Annotated in this window: 11 protein-coding genes and 1 pseudogene; 10 read left to right on the top strand and 2 right to left on the bottom strand. The window is 72.9% G+C overall.

Annotated elements, in window-relative coordinates:
- Positions 1–53: 53 nt before the first annotated feature.
- Entirely contained in the window at positions 54–1,730 is a 1,677-nt protein-coding gene (locus ACLEQD_RS04930) for a hypothetical protein (protein WP_410382115.1), read from the top strand.
- Positions 1,727–2,167: pseudogene (locus tag ACLEQD_RS04925) on the top strand (thermonuclease family protein); the annotation flags it as partial. The gene ACLEQD_RS04930 and the pseudogene ACLEQD_RS04925, both read left to right, overlap by 4 nt.
- 63 nt (positions 2,168–2,230) lie before the next feature.
- Here ACLEQD_RS04925 and ACLEQD_RS04920 read toward each other — a convergent pair.
- Positions 2,231–2,584, bottom strand: a complete 354-nt coding sequence (locus ACLEQD_RS04920; RefSeq protein WP_410382132.1) for a hypothetical protein — start codon at positions 2,582–2,584, stop codon at positions 2,231–2,233.
- A 213-nt stretch (positions 2,585–2,797) separates the two neighbouring features.
- On the opposite strand from ACLEQD_RS04920, the gene ACLEQD_RS04915 reads away from it, so the two are divergent.
- The 3 genes from ACLEQD_RS04915 (at position 2,798) to ACLEQD_RS04905 (ending at position 5,991) form a co-directional block, all read left to right on the top strand.
- On the top strand, positions 2,798–3,745 hold the full coding sequence (locus ACLEQD_RS04915; RefSeq protein ID WP_410382131.1) for a PAS domain-containing protein: 948 nt from the start codon (positions 2,798–2,800) through the stop codon (positions 3,743–3,745).
- Positions 3,661–5,061, top strand: coding sequence for an ATP-binding protein (locus tag ACLEQD_RS04910; RefSeq protein ID WP_410382114.1), 1,401 nt, complete (start codon positions 3,661–3,663; stop codon positions 5,059–5,061). The genes ACLEQD_RS04915 and ACLEQD_RS04910 overlap by 85 nt, the downstream gene beginning before the upstream one ends.
- A gap of 114 nt (positions 5,062–5,175) precedes the next feature.
- Positions 5,176–5,991: a hypothetical protein gene (locus ACLEQD_RS04905; protein WP_410382113.1), complete on the top strand. Its 816-nt coding sequence runs from the start codon at positions 5,176–5,178 to the stop codon at positions 5,989–5,991.
- Positions 5,992–5,995: 4 nt separating this feature from the next.
- Here ACLEQD_RS04905 and ACLEQD_RS04900 read toward each other — a convergent pair whose 3' ends face one another.
- Complete coding sequence (locus ACLEQD_RS04900; RefSeq protein WP_410382112.1) at positions 5,996–6,919, bottom strand: TerC/Alx family metal homeostasis membrane protein; 924 nt, start codon at positions 6,917–6,919, stop codon at positions 5,996–5,998.
- A 208-nt stretch (positions 6,920–7,127) separates the two neighbouring features.
- Between ACLEQD_RS04900 and ACLEQD_RS04895 the strand changes: the two genes are divergently transcribed.
- The 5 genes from ACLEQD_RS04895 to ACLEQD_RS04875 form a co-directional block, all read left to right on the top strand.
- On the top strand, positions 7,128–7,535 hold the full coding sequence (locus ACLEQD_RS04895) for a low molecular weight phosphatase family protein (protein ID WP_410382111.1): 408 nt from the start codon (positions 7,128–7,130) through the stop codon (positions 7,533–7,535).
- A gap of 245 nt (positions 7,536–7,780) precedes the next feature.
- Positions 7,781–8,683, top strand: a complete 903-nt coding sequence (locus tag ACLEQD_RS04890) for a DUF2135 domain-containing protein (RefSeq protein ID WP_410382130.1) — start codon at positions 7,781–7,783, stop codon at positions 8,681–8,683.
- Entirely contained in the window at positions 8,661–9,407 is a 747-nt protein-coding gene (locus tag ACLEQD_RS04885; protein ID WP_410382110.1) for a DUF1175 family protein, read from the top strand. Before ACLEQD_RS04890 ends, ACLEQD_RS04885 begins: the two co-directional genes overlap by 23 nt.
- A complete protein-coding gene (locus tag ACLEQD_RS04880) occupies positions 9,404–11,008 on the top strand; it encodes a hypothetical protein (protein ID WP_410382109.1) in 1,605 nt (534 codons plus the stop codon). The genes ACLEQD_RS04885 and ACLEQD_RS04880 overlap by 4 nt, the downstream gene beginning before the upstream one ends.
- Positions 11,005–14,046: MG2 domain-containing protein (locus tag ACLEQD_RS04875; protein ID WP_410382108.1), on the top strand; the 3,042-nt coding region annotated here is incomplete at its 3' end. The genes ACLEQD_RS04880 and ACLEQD_RS04875, both read left to right, overlap by 4 nt.

Raw genomic sequence — 14,046 nt, 5'->3', positions numbered from 1 at the left:
CGGGGATGGGGTGTGAGGCTGGGCTTGGGATGGGTGCTGGGATGGATGGGGGCGTGCGGGCTGCCACGTGGGAGGAGGAGCCGCAGGCCTGTGAAGCGCTGTTGCCGGGGGACCTCGTCATCACCGAGTACCTCAACGACCCCGCGGGCGCGGACACGGGCAAGGAGTACGTGGAGCTCCACAACCCCACCCGCGAGACCGTGGACCTGCTGGGCGTGACGCTCTTCACCGCGCGCGACGAGGCGGCACAGGAGCGGGTCTACACGTTCACCACGGGCCTGCCGGTGGATGCAGGGACCTTCTTCGTGCTGGGCGACGTGCGCGAGGGGGCGCTGCCCGAGCATGTCGACAGGACCTACGGGGAGGCGCTCGGCGCGCTGGGGAACAGCACGGGACTGCTGGGCCTGCGGTGCGGGACGCGCGTGCTCGACACGGTGGTGCTCGGCGCGCCAGCGAAGTCGGGCGCGGCCCGGACCTATGACGGCCGGCTCGTGCCTGATGCGGAGGGGAATGACGACCTGTCGCGCTGGTGCGATGCGCCGGAGTCCGCACCGGGCGGGACGCGGGGCAGTCCAGGAAGCGCGAACGCGCCGTGTCCCGCGCTGGCGGACGGCGGAGTGCCTTCCGGCGTCACGACGTGCCTGCCGCCGGGAGCGGTGTTGCCCCGGGAGGTTCAACCCCCGCGTCCAGGAGCGCTGATCATCACCGAGGTGATGGCCAACCCGCGAGGCGACGACACGGTGGGCGAGTGGCTGGAGGTCCGCGCCACCGTGCCCGTGGACCTCAATGGACTGACGGTGGGGACGGACACCTCCGGCACACGTCTGGAGTCGGAGCGCTGCCTGTCCCTCGCCGCCGGAGAGTCCGCGCTGCTCGCGCGCAGGAAGGAGCCGGAGGTGAACGGCGGCCTGCCGGAGCCCCTGGCCACGTTCTCCGTGGACCTGCGCAACGCGGGCGGTGTGGTCGCCGTGCGCGCGGGAGGCGTGCTCATCGACAGCGCGCTGTATGGCCCGGCCCAGGATGGCGTGGCCACCCAGGTGTCCGCGCCGCTCACCGCCGACGCGAAGGGCAACGACGCCGCCGCGTCCTGGTGCGCGGCCACGGAAGCCTACGGTGACAAGGGCAACCTGGGCACACCGGGGCGGACCAACCGCACCTGCACGGACGCGGGAGCCACGCAGGCAGGCTGCATCGACAGGACGACGGGACAGCCCCGCGCGCTCCGCGCTCCCTCCGTGGGCTCGCTGGTGCTCACCGAGTTCATGGCGGATCCCGCTGCCGTCCCGGATGCGCTGGGGGAATGGGTGGAGGTGCTCGCGCTGCGCGAGGTGGACCTCAACGGGGTGACGCTCGCCAACGAGGCGGGCAGCTCCCTCCTGGAGTCCCCGCTGTGCCTTTCGATGAAGGCCGGCGGCTTCGCGGTCCTCGCGCGCGGCGACGACGCTTCGCTCAATGGTGGGTTGCCCGCCGTGCTCGGCACGTTCGGGTTCGGCCTGGGCAACGCCGCGGGGACCCATGTGCTCAAGCTGTCAGCGCAGGGGACCGTCCTGGACTCGGTGGCCTTCACGAACGCCGCGAGCCCCGGGGTGTCGTCGCAGCTGGATTCGCGTGTGCGGGATGCCACCGGCAACGACGCGGCCGGAGCCTTCTGTCCCACGCCCGCCGGCGCGACGTACGGCGTGGGCGACCGGGGCACCCCGGGCCGGGAGAACCGGACGTGCGCGCCATGAGGACGCGAGGCCTGGGATGGCTGCTGTGGCTCACCGTCCTCTGCGCCTGTGGCGGCGGGGAAGGGGAGTGCGGACCGGCCACGGGCGTGGTGACGAAGGTCATCGACGGGGACACCGTGGTGCTCCAGGACGGCGAGCGGGTCCGCTACCTGCTGGCCGACACCCCGGAGACGACCCGGGGCCACGACGACTGCTTCGGCGAGGAGGCCACGGCGTTCAACCGCTCGCTCGTGGAGGGCCGCACGGTGCGGCTGCGGGACGCGGAGGCGTGCACGGACCGCTTCGGACGGCGGCTCGCCTACGTGTCCGTGGACGGCCAGGACGTGAACGCGCTGCTCGTCCAGCGGGGCTACGCGTGCACGCTGTTCGTCCCGCCGGCCGGAGCCTCCCGGCGCGGCGAGTTCGAGGCCCTGGAGCTGGAGGCCCGGCGTGCCCGCCGGGGCCTGTGGGGCCGCTGCCCGGCGCCGTGTCCCAGGGGCCGGCGCCCGCCAGCGTCCACGCTACGGCAGCGTGTCCGTCACCGCCTGGGCCAGCTCCGGGTCCAGCGGCCAGCGCGACGTGGTGAGGTCCCGCGTGCCGTCCGTGAGCTTCGCCCCGAAGGCGTCCCCCACGAACAGCCGCACCTTGCGCACCTTCTCCCGCAGCGCGTCGCCCACTTCGGGCGTCGTGGCCTGCCTGCCCAGCACCTCGCCGGTGCGCTCGACGAGCCATGCCAGGGGCTGGATGTTGGCTTCCGGCTCCAGCTCCGTGGCCTGCCCCCGGATGCCGTGCTCCGCGAATGCCCTGACCTGCCGCCTCCCGTGGGCCTGGGCGCCAGGCTCCCCCAGGTCCCCGGCGGGCCCAGCGGTTCGCAAGGGCCCGCCAGGGCCGCCTGCCACCCCCCGGGGTTCCATCCCAGAGGTGGGCAACCCACCCCTCCTCCTCCCGCAGGCCCCATCCATCCCACGGCGCGCGATGCCCATCTTCTCTCCACTCCGGCTACGTCCAGGGAGCAGGGGCACGGTGACACTCACTCTTCCGACAGCAGGCGGCCTGCCTTGTCCGACCGGTGTCTCCGGGGCGCCGGCATGAACCCTGTCGCGTCCACGACGGACTCGCTCGCGGACCTCGTGGCGGGGCGGCGCGAGGACATCCTCCGGCGCTGGCGCGCCCGGCTGGAGCCATCCCCGCCGGGCATGGCCGAGGAGCTCCAGGAGCGGCTGCAGGGGATGCTCAAGCTGGTGGACGCGCTCGTGCTCGTCCTCCGCCAGGGGACCGTGGAGGCGTGGACCCAGGGGGCGTTCTGGTCCCATGCCCGGGAGATTGGACTGCGGCGCTTCCGGTCCGGCGCTCGCGTGGACACGCTGGTGCAGGAGTACGGCCTGCTGCGCGAGATCATCCTGGAGGTGCTGGATGCGTCCCAACAGCCGCTCCGCACGGACGAGCTGCGCATGCTCTGGCGCGCGCTGGACCGGAGCCTGACGGAGGCAGTGGCCCACTACGTCCAGCAACACGAGCAGGCGCTGCGCTCCCGGGAGCTGCGGCTGCAGGAGATCCTCGACCACGCTCCGGCCGCCATCTACGCGAAGGACGCGCTCGGGCGGTACCTCTTCATCAACCGCCCCTTCGAGGCCATCTCCGGCCACGAGCGCGCGTCGGTGCTGGGGCGCTCGGACTTCGAGCTGTTCGCCCAGGAGACGGCGGAGCGCTTCCGGCTCAACGACCGCCGGGTGCTGGCGGCGAGGGCGCCGCTGGTGTTCGACGAGGAGGTGCTCCAGCCCGACGGGCCGCACCTCTACCACACGATGAAGTTCCCCCTGCCCAGCGTCGCGGAGGGTGAGCCGTGGGCCCTCTGTGGCGTGTCCACGGACATCACCGCCACGCGCACGCTGCGCCAGGAGCGCGACGAGGCCCGCGAGCAGCTCCAGCGCGTGCTCACCCAGCTGCCGTCGTGCTGTGGGCCTTCGACACGCAGGGCGTGTTCACGCTCTTCGAGGGCGAGGGCGTGCCGTCCACGGCCATGCCCTCCCAGGTGATGCGCGGGCGCTCCGTCTTCGAGGTCTTCCGGGACCGGCGGGACGTGCTGGAGGTCATCCTGCGCGCGCTGGCCGGCGAGCGGCTGTCCACGGAGCTGTACCTCATGGGCGTGTGGTTCGAGGTCCGCCTCCTGCCGGTGTTCGACCCGGGAGGGCGCGTGGTCAGCGTGTCGGGCGTGTCGCTGGACATCACCGAGCGGCGCCGGGCGGAGCAGGAGCTGCGCGCGTCGGAGACACGCTACCGGCTGGCCACCCAGGCCACCCGCGACATCATCTGGGACTGGGACCTGGTGACGGGCGAAATCCACTGGAGCGACATGGCCCCGCGCCTCCTCCGGTTGGACATGTCCCGGGGGCCGCCCATCATGGACATGGCCTGGTGGACGGGCAGCCTGCACCCCGACGAACGCGAGCGGGTGACGCGGGGGCTGCAGCAGGCGCTCGACAGCCCGGAGGGCCACTGGCAGGCCGAGTACCGGCTCAGGCGGGGCGACGGGACCTGGGCCTTCGTCGAGGACCGGGGCCGCGTGGTGAAGGACCTCCAGGGCCGCCCGGTGCGCATGGTGGGCGCCATGCAGGACGTCACCGGCCGGCACGAGGCCGAGGCGGAGGCGAGGCGCCGCGCGGAGTTCGAGCAGCTGCTCATCGGCATCGTGGGCCACGACCTGCGCAACCCCATCTCCGCCATCACCATGGCGGCCACCACGCTGACGAAGCGCGAGGACGCCGACCCGCGCGACCAGAAGGCCGTGACCCGCATCCTCTCCAGCGCCGAGCGCGCGCACCGCATGCTGCGCGACGTGCTGGACTTCACCCAGGCCCGGCTGGGCGGCGGCATCCCCATGGCCCCGCGCGACGTGGACCTCCTGGACCTGGTGCGCCAGGTGATGGACGAGGTGCAGCAGGCCCACCCGGACCGGCGCCTGGAGGTGGACGGACGGGGGGACACCCGGCTGTGGTGCGACCCGGACCGGCTGGCGCAGGTCATCACCAACCTGGTGAACAACGCACTCGCCTATGGCGACGCCTTCTGCCCGGTGCGCGTGCGGCTGCGCGGCCAGCCGGGGACGGTGACGCTCGCGGTGAAGAACCAGGGGCACCCGATTCCGCAGGCTTTGATGCCCCACCTCTTCGAGCCCCTCAAGCGCGCGGAGGCCCGCGAGGGCTCCCGCGCCGCCCACGGGCTGGGGCTGGGGCTGTTCATCGTGAAGCACATCGTGGACGCGCACGGCGGCCGGCTGCGCGTGCGCTCCAACCTCCAGGACGGCACGACCTTCCTCGTCCACCTGCCGCGCCAGCCGCCCCCCCGGGGCTGAGGCGGCGCCTCCGGGGCGCGCTTGCCCTGGAGGGACGGCCCGGGTAGCAAAGGGGCTCCCCAAGGGGCTCCGGCGGCGGGCGGGCCCTGTCCCTTGCGCAAGGAGAGCGACGCCATGAACAGGAAGTGGATCCTCGGGGTGGGGCTGGCTGCCGGCGGGCTGCTCCTGGTGGGCGGAGGGCTGGTCGCGACGGGCTACTGGGCGTCCGGCCAGATGGGCGGCGACGGCATGGAGGTGCTGGCGCAGACCCAGGCCCGGGCCCAGCGGACCGCGGACCTCAACGCCCGCTACCCCTTCCAGCCGCCCCCCGCGGGCAAGGTGCTGAAGCTGGAGGAGGCGCGGCTGGAGACCTACCTCGCGGTGCGCGAGGCGACCCTGCCCGCCTACCAGGCGCTGGAGCAGGAGTCGCTCGAGTTCATGCGGACGCACGGCGAGGCGCTCAACCGCGGGGGCCGGCGCGCGATGCTCCAGGCCGCTGGCGCCTCCATGCGGATGATGGGCAAGGCCCAGGCCGTGCTCCTCCAGAACCTGGAAGCGCGGCGCATGTCGCCCCAGGAGTTCCGCCGCCTCACCGCCGTGGTGTACCCGCCGCCGGAGGCGGTGCCGGACGCGGGCGTGGCGGCGGTGCCCCTGGCGTCGGATCCAACGAACCTCGCGCAGCTGGAGGCGCAGCTCGCCGCGCTGGCGCCGCAGCTGGAGGACCCGAAGCTCACCGAGGCCCAGCGGCTGCAACTGGAGCAGCGCCGCGCGGGGCTGCGCAAGTACATCACCCAGCTGGAGCTCGCCTCGGGCAGGGACGTGAAGGACGCCAACGCCGCCCTCCTGAAGAAGCACGCGGAGCGCGTCGCGAAGGCGGCGAACCCCACGTTCGACGAGCTGATGACGAAGCCCCTGGAGGCCGCCGGCACCGCGGGCCTGCCCACGCCCTGAAGCGTCAGGCCTCCACCTGACGCCCGGAGCGCCGGTGCGCGAGGCTGGCCCCCACCGCGCCGCCAATCACCACGAGGATGATGGCCACCGACAGGAGCGGCGGGATGTGCACCCACTCCTCCACCACCATCTTCACGCCCGCGAACGCCAGCACCCCCGCCAGGCCGTAGTGCAGGTACTTCAGCTGCCCCACGGCCCCGGCGATGACGAGGTAGAGCGCGCGCAGCCCCAGGATGGCGAAGGCGTTGGAGCTGTAGAGGATGAACGTGTCGGTGGTGACGGAGAACGCCGCCGGCACCGAGTCCACCGCGAACAGGATGTCCGTCACCTCCAGGCCCACCAGCGCCAGCAGCAGCGGCGTGGCGAGCCTGCGGCCCTGGTGCTTCACCAGGAAGTGCGGCCCCTCCACCTGGTCCGTCACCGGCAGCTTCTTCGACAGCCAGCGCACGACGCGGTTGTCCTCCTGCTTCGACGGGTCCTCGCGCAGGACGCGCCACGCGGTGACGAGCAGGATGGCGCCGAAGACGTACGACACCCAGCCCCAGCGCTGCAGCGCCGCCGCCCCCACGAAGATGAACAGGGCGCGGAACACCAGCGCGCCGAAGATGCCCAGGAAGAGCACCTCGTGCTGGTAGCGGTGGGGCACGTTCAGGCTGCGGAAGATGACCAGGAAGACGAAGACGTTGTCCAGGCTGAGGCTCTTCTCGATGAGCCACGCCGCCAGGTATTCATGGCCGTGCTGGCTGCCCAGCGTCACCCACACGAAGCCGCAGAAGCCCAGGCCCAGCCCCACCCACGCCAGGCTCCACAGGAGCGCCGCCCGGCGCGACTGCCCCCGCCCGCCCCGGTGCGCGAGCAGGTCCACCACCAGCAGCGCGAGCAGCAGCGCCCAGAAGACGATCCAGGCCCAGGAAGGGGTGCTTTGCATGACCCCTTCAACGTAGGCACGTCCCCGGCATCCGCTCGGGCAAAGCCCTCGCGCGGAGTCAAATCCTACCCACAGCCCCGGTCCTGACACCCCAGGCCGAAGGGATGGGCTGGGGGCGGGCGAGCGTTGTCCTCTTCCCCGCTCAGGATGTGATACTTCCCAGGAAGCCCAGGAACCTCATGATTCTCAACACTCCAAAGGCGGTGCGATGAACACGGTCATCTTCGCTTGTACGCAGAACGCGGGTCGCTCGCAGATCGCGGCGGCCTTCTTCAACCTGCTGGCGGACCCGGCGAAGGCGCGCGCCATCTCCGCGGGGACGCAGCCGGCCGAGCGTCTGCATCCCGAGGTACTCGCGACCATGAAGGAGATGGGCGTGGACCTGGGAGACGCGAAGCCGCAGCGGCTGACGCCGGAGCTGGCGAAGAGCGCGCAGATTTTGGTGACGCTGGGCGGCCTGCCGGACGCGCCGGCGGTGGAGAACCAGACGCGCGAGGACTGGCCCATGGAGGACACGGCGGGCAAGTCCGCGGCGGAGGTGGAGAAGATTCGCGACATGACGGCCGCCATCGTGTCGGACTTCGTGAACCGCCACGGCTGGGAGCGCCCGCAGTAGGCAGGCCGTGGAGGCAGCGCCCTTCTGACGCGTGACCGTGGGTGTCCGGGCCCGAGGGTGGACGGACGGACACGCGAGGAGGGGGTGGAACCCGCGATGCCTGGCGTCGCGGTGGGGGGGGCCTCCCGGGCCGTGGGACCGGTCGGGGGCGGGTGGCTTGAAAAGAGGCGGGAGCTTGCCGCACGCTGTGTCTTTTCGCGGACACGCGGTTCGCGCAACCCACGTCCAGGCCCCCAGGCTCCATGATGCTCTCCGTCCTTCTCGCCGGGCTGCTGTCGCAGACGGCGCCGCCGGTCTCCGCTCGCCAGCAGGGTGTGCCCATTGGCCGGGGGGACAAGGTCCCCACGGTGGTGTTGAGCGCGCCGTCCGGCGGGTGGACGGTGGACCGGATGCTGCGGATTGAGGGCACGGTGAGCGACCCCACGGTGGATCCGGTGGTCGTGTCCATCAACGGCGACCGCTACCTGATGCGCACCGAAGGCGGGCGCTTCAGCCGCAAGTTCCCCGCGGCCAGCGGCAAGAACGTCGTGACGGTGATGGCGACGAACAAGGGCGGCACGGCGCGCACGCAGGCGACGAGCTACGCGCAGGTGCCCCCGGTGCCGCTCAAGGCCATCCTCACGAGCGACACGGACGGCGTCTACACGGACCTGCACATCTACGAGCCCACGGACGCGAGCAGCGCGGGCGACACGCTGAACGTGGGGTCGATGGCGCACGTGTACTGGGCGAACACGGAGAGCCCGTCCGGCGGCACGTTCTTCCTCAACGAGCAGGGCGGCGACTTCGACCAGCCGGCCTACGGCCCCTACCTCTACATCCACCGCGCGCCGCCCAAGGGCGTGTACCTGGTGGCGACGAACTACTGGCCCAGCGGGGACAAGGCGCACACGGTGGCCACGCTCAACCTGGCGCTCTTCGAGGGCACGCCGGGCGAGGTCCGCCGCCGCGTGCGCATCCCGCTGGCGACGCCCGGCACGACGCGCGTGCTCGCGTGGGTGAACATCCTGGGAGACGGGCAGGCGGAGGTGTACGTGCCGTCCGCGGATCCGAAGCCGAAGGGCAAGGGCTGGCCCACGAACCTGGAGGAGGCGCTCAAGGAGCTCCAGACGAGCGGCGACTCCGGTGAAGGCGAAGGCGGCTATTGAAGCGACCGGCGCCCCCGGCACGGCCGAAGCCATGCGCGTCCTGATGCTCACGCTGCTGCTCCACGCTGGCCCGGCTCCGTCCGGGACGCCGGCCGTGTCCGCGCAGGGCACGACGGCGCGTTCCTCCGTGGGGCCTCGCGCCCAGCCCCCTGCGTCCGCCTCGCGTGAGGGCGCGGTCATCGCGGCGGAGCCCGTCGCTCCGGAGACTCGCGCGCGGCTCCTGCGCCGGGAGGTCGCGCAGTGGCGCTCGCGCAGTGAAGGCCCGGACGCGGCGTGGCAGCCCGCGCAGCGCGACTGCGCGGGCCTCATCCGCTACGCGTACCGCACGGCCTACCGGCGCGTGGCCTCGGAGCGCCTGGCCTCTCCGCTGTGGCGGGATGCTCGCGGGCCCTCGGACTTCGCGGACGCGGAGACGTTGATCAGCCTCAGCTTCGTCCCCCTGGGCCGGGGCGCGGATGCGCTCGAACAGCTTCGCAGCGGGGACGTGCTGGCCTTCCGCCAGGAGCACGACGCGGGGCCCGTCTTCCACCTGATGCTCGTGGTGCGCCCGGAGGACCGGGCCCATGCCCCCGCGCGCGTCGTCTACCACCCCGGTGAGGCCGGCGCGCGCGTGCGCACCGGCGTCCTGGACTCGCTCGCCACCGAGGCGCCGCTGGAGTGGCGCCCCGTGCCGGCCAACGCCGCCTTCCTCGGCTTCTTCCGCTTCAAGGAGTGGATGTCATGACGTCTCCCGTGAGCCCGCCGCCCCCCGCTGGAGGCGGAGGCAAGGGCCGCTCGTCCGCCGTGCGCATCGCGCTCATCGGCGCCCTCGTCGTGGGCGTCGGCGTGGGCGCCTTCGTCGTCGGCCGCAAGAGCGGCGGGGGCGGCGGCTCCGGCCCGGCCTTCTCCTCCGGTGAACCCAAGGGCCCGCCGACCGCGGGCGCCACCGTGGAGGGCATGCCGGACATGCCCTCCGAGCCCACGACGATGGAAGTGCCCGGCGCTGCTGCCACCGCCGCCATCTGGGTGGACGTGCACTCGCCCGCGAAGGTGCGCGACGCGCTGGCGCGCAACGCGTGGCTGAAGGCGCAGTGGGACAAGCCGCTGGGCCAGGGCTTCGTGAGCGGCTGGGCCGCGTTCCTGGGCTCCACCGGCACGGACCTGAAGGCGTCCTTCAAGGGCGCGGTGCTGGACGTCGTCGCGGGGCCGCTGCTCGACACGCCCTTCCGCGCCGTGTGGTTCAGCGGCGACGCGCGCGTGGGCACGCCCGCGCTCCTCGTCCCCCAGGCGAACAAGACGTCGCAGGCGGCGTGGGACGCGCTGGACGCGGTGGCGAAGCGCGGGGAGATGGTCGCGGAGAGCTGCCCGTCCGGCATGGCGGAGAAGGCGCCTGACGGGGGCTTCCACCTGTCGCGCTGGCTCGTCGCGGAGCAGGCGGTGTGGGCCGCGCGCACGGAGGACCGGCTGGTGCTCGCGCGGCACCCGGTGGTGGTGCTCCAGGCGTTGTGCACGCCGCTGCCGGAGCTGGACGCGGACGACGGCGTGGACGTGGAGGTGGGCTTCGACCCGAACGCCTACGGCCGCGAGGCGCAGCTCTTCACCCACGTGCTGGGCCTGGGCGAGGACACGCGGCTGCAGCTGCGCGTGGACGGCGACCGGCTGGTGGCGAAGGGCATCGCCGGGAAGCTCCGCCCGGACGGGACCGCCTACGACGGCAAGCCCCTCTCCGATGACCTGCTCAAGCTGGTGCCGGAGGACACGCCGGTGCTGTTCGCGTTCCAGCTCACGCTGCCGGAGTCACTGGAGCCCGCGCAGCTCAACGCCTTCTGGAAGAACCAGGGCCAGCCCCGGACGCGCACGCGCCAGGTGGCCGTGGTGTGGACGCCGCGTGGCAGCAGGTCGCTGGAGCCGGAGCTGGCCCTGCTGTGGGGTGATGAGAAGGACGCGGAGGGCCTGTCCGCGCTGTTCTCCGGCGGCGCCCGGACGCTGACGCGCGCCACGCTGTGCAAGCACGTGGTGCTGGCCACCAGCCCGCAGGAGGTGGAGCGGCTCCAGAAGGCGTGCGAGGGCCGCGCGCCCAACATGCTCAACGCCGCGGGCCCGGTGGTGGCGGGCCTGCGCGCGCCCTCCACGGTGGTGCTGGGCGTCAACACGGGGCGGCTGCTCAGCGGGCTCGCGATGGACGGCTACACGTCCGAGGCGCGGGTGGACCGCTCCTCTCCGCTGCCCAAGGCGGCACCTCCTGAAATCGAAGCGGCCCGCCGCGACCTGGAGGCCCTGCCGTACCTGGGCTTCCGCGGCAACGTGCGGGGCTACGTCATGCTGTCGGAAGGGTTCGGGACATGAAGACCTCCCTGCGTTTCGCGGCGCTGGCCGCGCTCCTGCTGTCCGGCGTGGCGCTGGCCAAGCCGCTCTACCTCACCGTCCCGCGCTCCTACGGCAGCGGCGAGCCGGTGGCGGTGGACGTCGCCTTCGAGGACAAGGGCCCCGTCGAGCTGCGCGTGCTCAAGCCCGCGAACCTGGACGCGTTCATCCGCGCGCAGGGCGACCTGCGGCGCGCGTACCAGACGCCGCCCACGCTGTTCAACCCCGGCCGCGGCCTGAGCCGGGGCCTCAACGCGGTGCGCTCGCCGGGCATCGTCCTGATGGAGGCGCTGTCGCCCGCGTTCCGCCAGGAGGTGGGGGAGGCGCTGCCGAAGCCGCCGGCGGAGTCGTCGTCCGGCGAGCCGCTGGCGAAGGTGGCCGAGGGGCCGGAGAAGCTGGTGGGCACGCCGTCGGGCTTCTCCGTGGTGCGCAGCCAGTGGCTCAACCTGGACCTGGGCGGCGCGGACCGGGACTTCAACGTGCCAGGCTTCGACACGGGCGGTGGGAGCAGCGGCTTCCAGGAGCGCCGCGTGCTGCTCGCGCCGCTGCCCGCGGGCACGTACGTGCTCCAGTTGGTGCAGGGCCGGGTGGAGGGGCAGGTGGTGCTCGTCGTCAGCGACGTCACCGTGCAGCTCAAGCAGACCGACGGCCAGGTGCTGGTGCGCGTGGCGGGGAGGGATCAGCAGCCGCGCGCGGGGGCGCAGGTGCAGGTGTACCTGCCCACGGGCAAGGGCCCCACGGGCACGACGGACGACAAGGGCGAGGTGACGCTCGCGGTGACGGAGCCGCGCATCCTCGCGACGGTGACGGCGGGGCAGGACACGGCCATCGTGGACACGGACTTCTACTCCGCGCTGGCGGTGGCGCCGGACGTGTTCATCTACAGCGACCGGCCCATCTACAAGCCGGGCAACGAGGTGAAGTTCCGCGGGCTCGTGCGGCAGCCGGACACGTTCCTCGCGCGCCTCTTCACGCCGAAGAAGCGCGACGTGCGCGTGAAGCTGGTGTCGCAGGAGGGCCGTGAAATCGTCACGCGCGCGGCGGTGGACGAGTTCGGCGCGTTCAACGGCACGCTCAAGGTGCCGGACGACCTGGGCACGGGCGTGCTGCGCATCGAGGCGGACCTGGACACGCACCCGCACCAGGGCGAGGCGCGCGTGCAGGACTACGTGAAGCCCACGTTCTACCTGGAGGTGCAGCCGGCGTCGGAGACGGTGGTGCCGGGCTCCACGGTGAGCGTGACGGTGCGCGCGCGGCGCTACGCGGGCGGCGTGCCCAAGGGCGCGAAGTACGAGGTGTTCCTCTACCGCAGCCTGCTGGACGCGCCCGCGTGGGTGGACGACTCCGGCCGCGGCGGCCAGGGCAGCGCGGTGACCTACGGCACCGCGTCCAGCAGCGAGGGCAAGCTGAGCGTGCCGGAGCGGCTGTACTCCTCCGTCGCGGAGCGCGAGGCCACGGACGATCCGTGGTCCACCGCCAGCGAGTTCGACGCGGACGGCGAGGCCCAGGTGGAGGTCGCCGTGCCCGCGCTCAAGCCGGGCGAGGAGCGGCTGCCGTACCGTTACAGTCTCACCGTGCGCGCGCGGGATGATCAGGAGACGTTCGCCAACGGCACCGCCGCCTTCTTCCTGTCGAAGGTGGAGGTGCTGGGCGTGGCGCGGTACTCGGACGCGGTGGTGCAGAAGGGCTCCGACGCGCAGCTGTCCGTGCGCGCCACCACGCTGTCCGGCAAGCCCTATGGCGTCACGACGGGGCAGGTGGAGTTCATGCTGGTCCGCGCGGACGGCAGCGAGAAGGGGCTGGGCACGCAGGCCTTCACCACGCAGCAGGACGGCACGTCGCGCCTGACGGTGCCCACCACCGACGTGGGCCGGGTGGTCGCGAGCGTGACGGTGAAGGACAAGAAGGGCGAGGCGTGGACGGGCGAGGAGTCGCTGCTCGTCATCGGCGGCGCGGACGAGCCCGTGGCGCAGGTGCCCAACCTCACGCTCGCGTCGCTGTCCGGCACGCTGGCGCCGGGGGACAGCGCGAAGCTGGTGGCGCTCATGCCGGACGGCTGGGGCCAGGGCGGCCGCGACGCGGGGCCCGTGTGGGTGACGCTGACGGGCGCGGGCCTGTACGGCACCGCGGTGGTGCCGTTGAAGGGCCGCACGCTGGTGCACGCCTTCCCGGTGGAGAAGCGCTTCGGCAGCGCGGTGTACGCGTCCGTGGCGTACCCCACGGCGACGGGCCGCTGGGAGGAGCGCACGGTGTCGTTCCGCGTGGTGCCCAGGGAGCGCACGCTCACGGTGGCGCTGCAGCCGCGCCGCGCGGAGGCGCTGCCGCTCACGGAGCAGGCCATCGACGTGCGCGTCACCGACAGCGACGGCAACGGCGTGTCCGCGCAGCTGTCCGTGGGCGTGGTGGACAAGGCCGTCTACGCCATCCAGTCCGAGTTCCGCCCCGGCGTGCTGGACTTCTTCTATCCGCCCGCGCGCGACAACGTGACGAGCTTCTACTCGGCGGAGTTCCAGGGCTACGGCTACGGCGAGCAGCTGGCGCGCAAGATGGCGGGGCTGCCGGACCATGCGTTCGCGTCCATCAAGCCGCCCAGCCGCAACGCGAAGGACCTGGAGAAGGACACGGCGCACTGGGACCCGGCGGTGGTGACGGACCGGGACGGGCGCGCGACGGTGCGCTTCACGCTGCCCTCCAACCAGACGCTCTGGGTGGTGACGGCGGTGGCGGCGGACACGTCCGGCCGCTTCGGCGAGGGCACGGCGGAGTTCGCCTCGCGCGGCGGGCTGAACCTCTACGCGGCGCTGCCGCAGTTCCTGCGCGAGGGCGACGAGGCGCTCGCGTCGGTGCGGCTGGCGGCCGGTGAGAAGTCCAAGGGCAGCCAGCTGCTGGACGTCAGCCTGCGGCCCGGCGGCGCGCTCCAGGCGGACGCGCTCCAGCGCAAGGTGGAGCTGGGCCAGGGCGGCGAGCAGGTGGTGCCGGTGACGCTGCGCGCGGCGAAGACGGGCCCGGCGCAGCTCGCG

Origin of the sequence: Corallococcus sp. 4LFB, assembly GCF_046520365.1 — a bacterium.
GTDB classification, from domain to species: domain Bacteria; phylum Myxococcota; class Myxococcia; order Myxococcales; family Myxococcaceae; genus Corallococcus; species Corallococcus caeni.
This window is presented reverse-complemented; position numbering and strand designations above follow the sequence as displayed.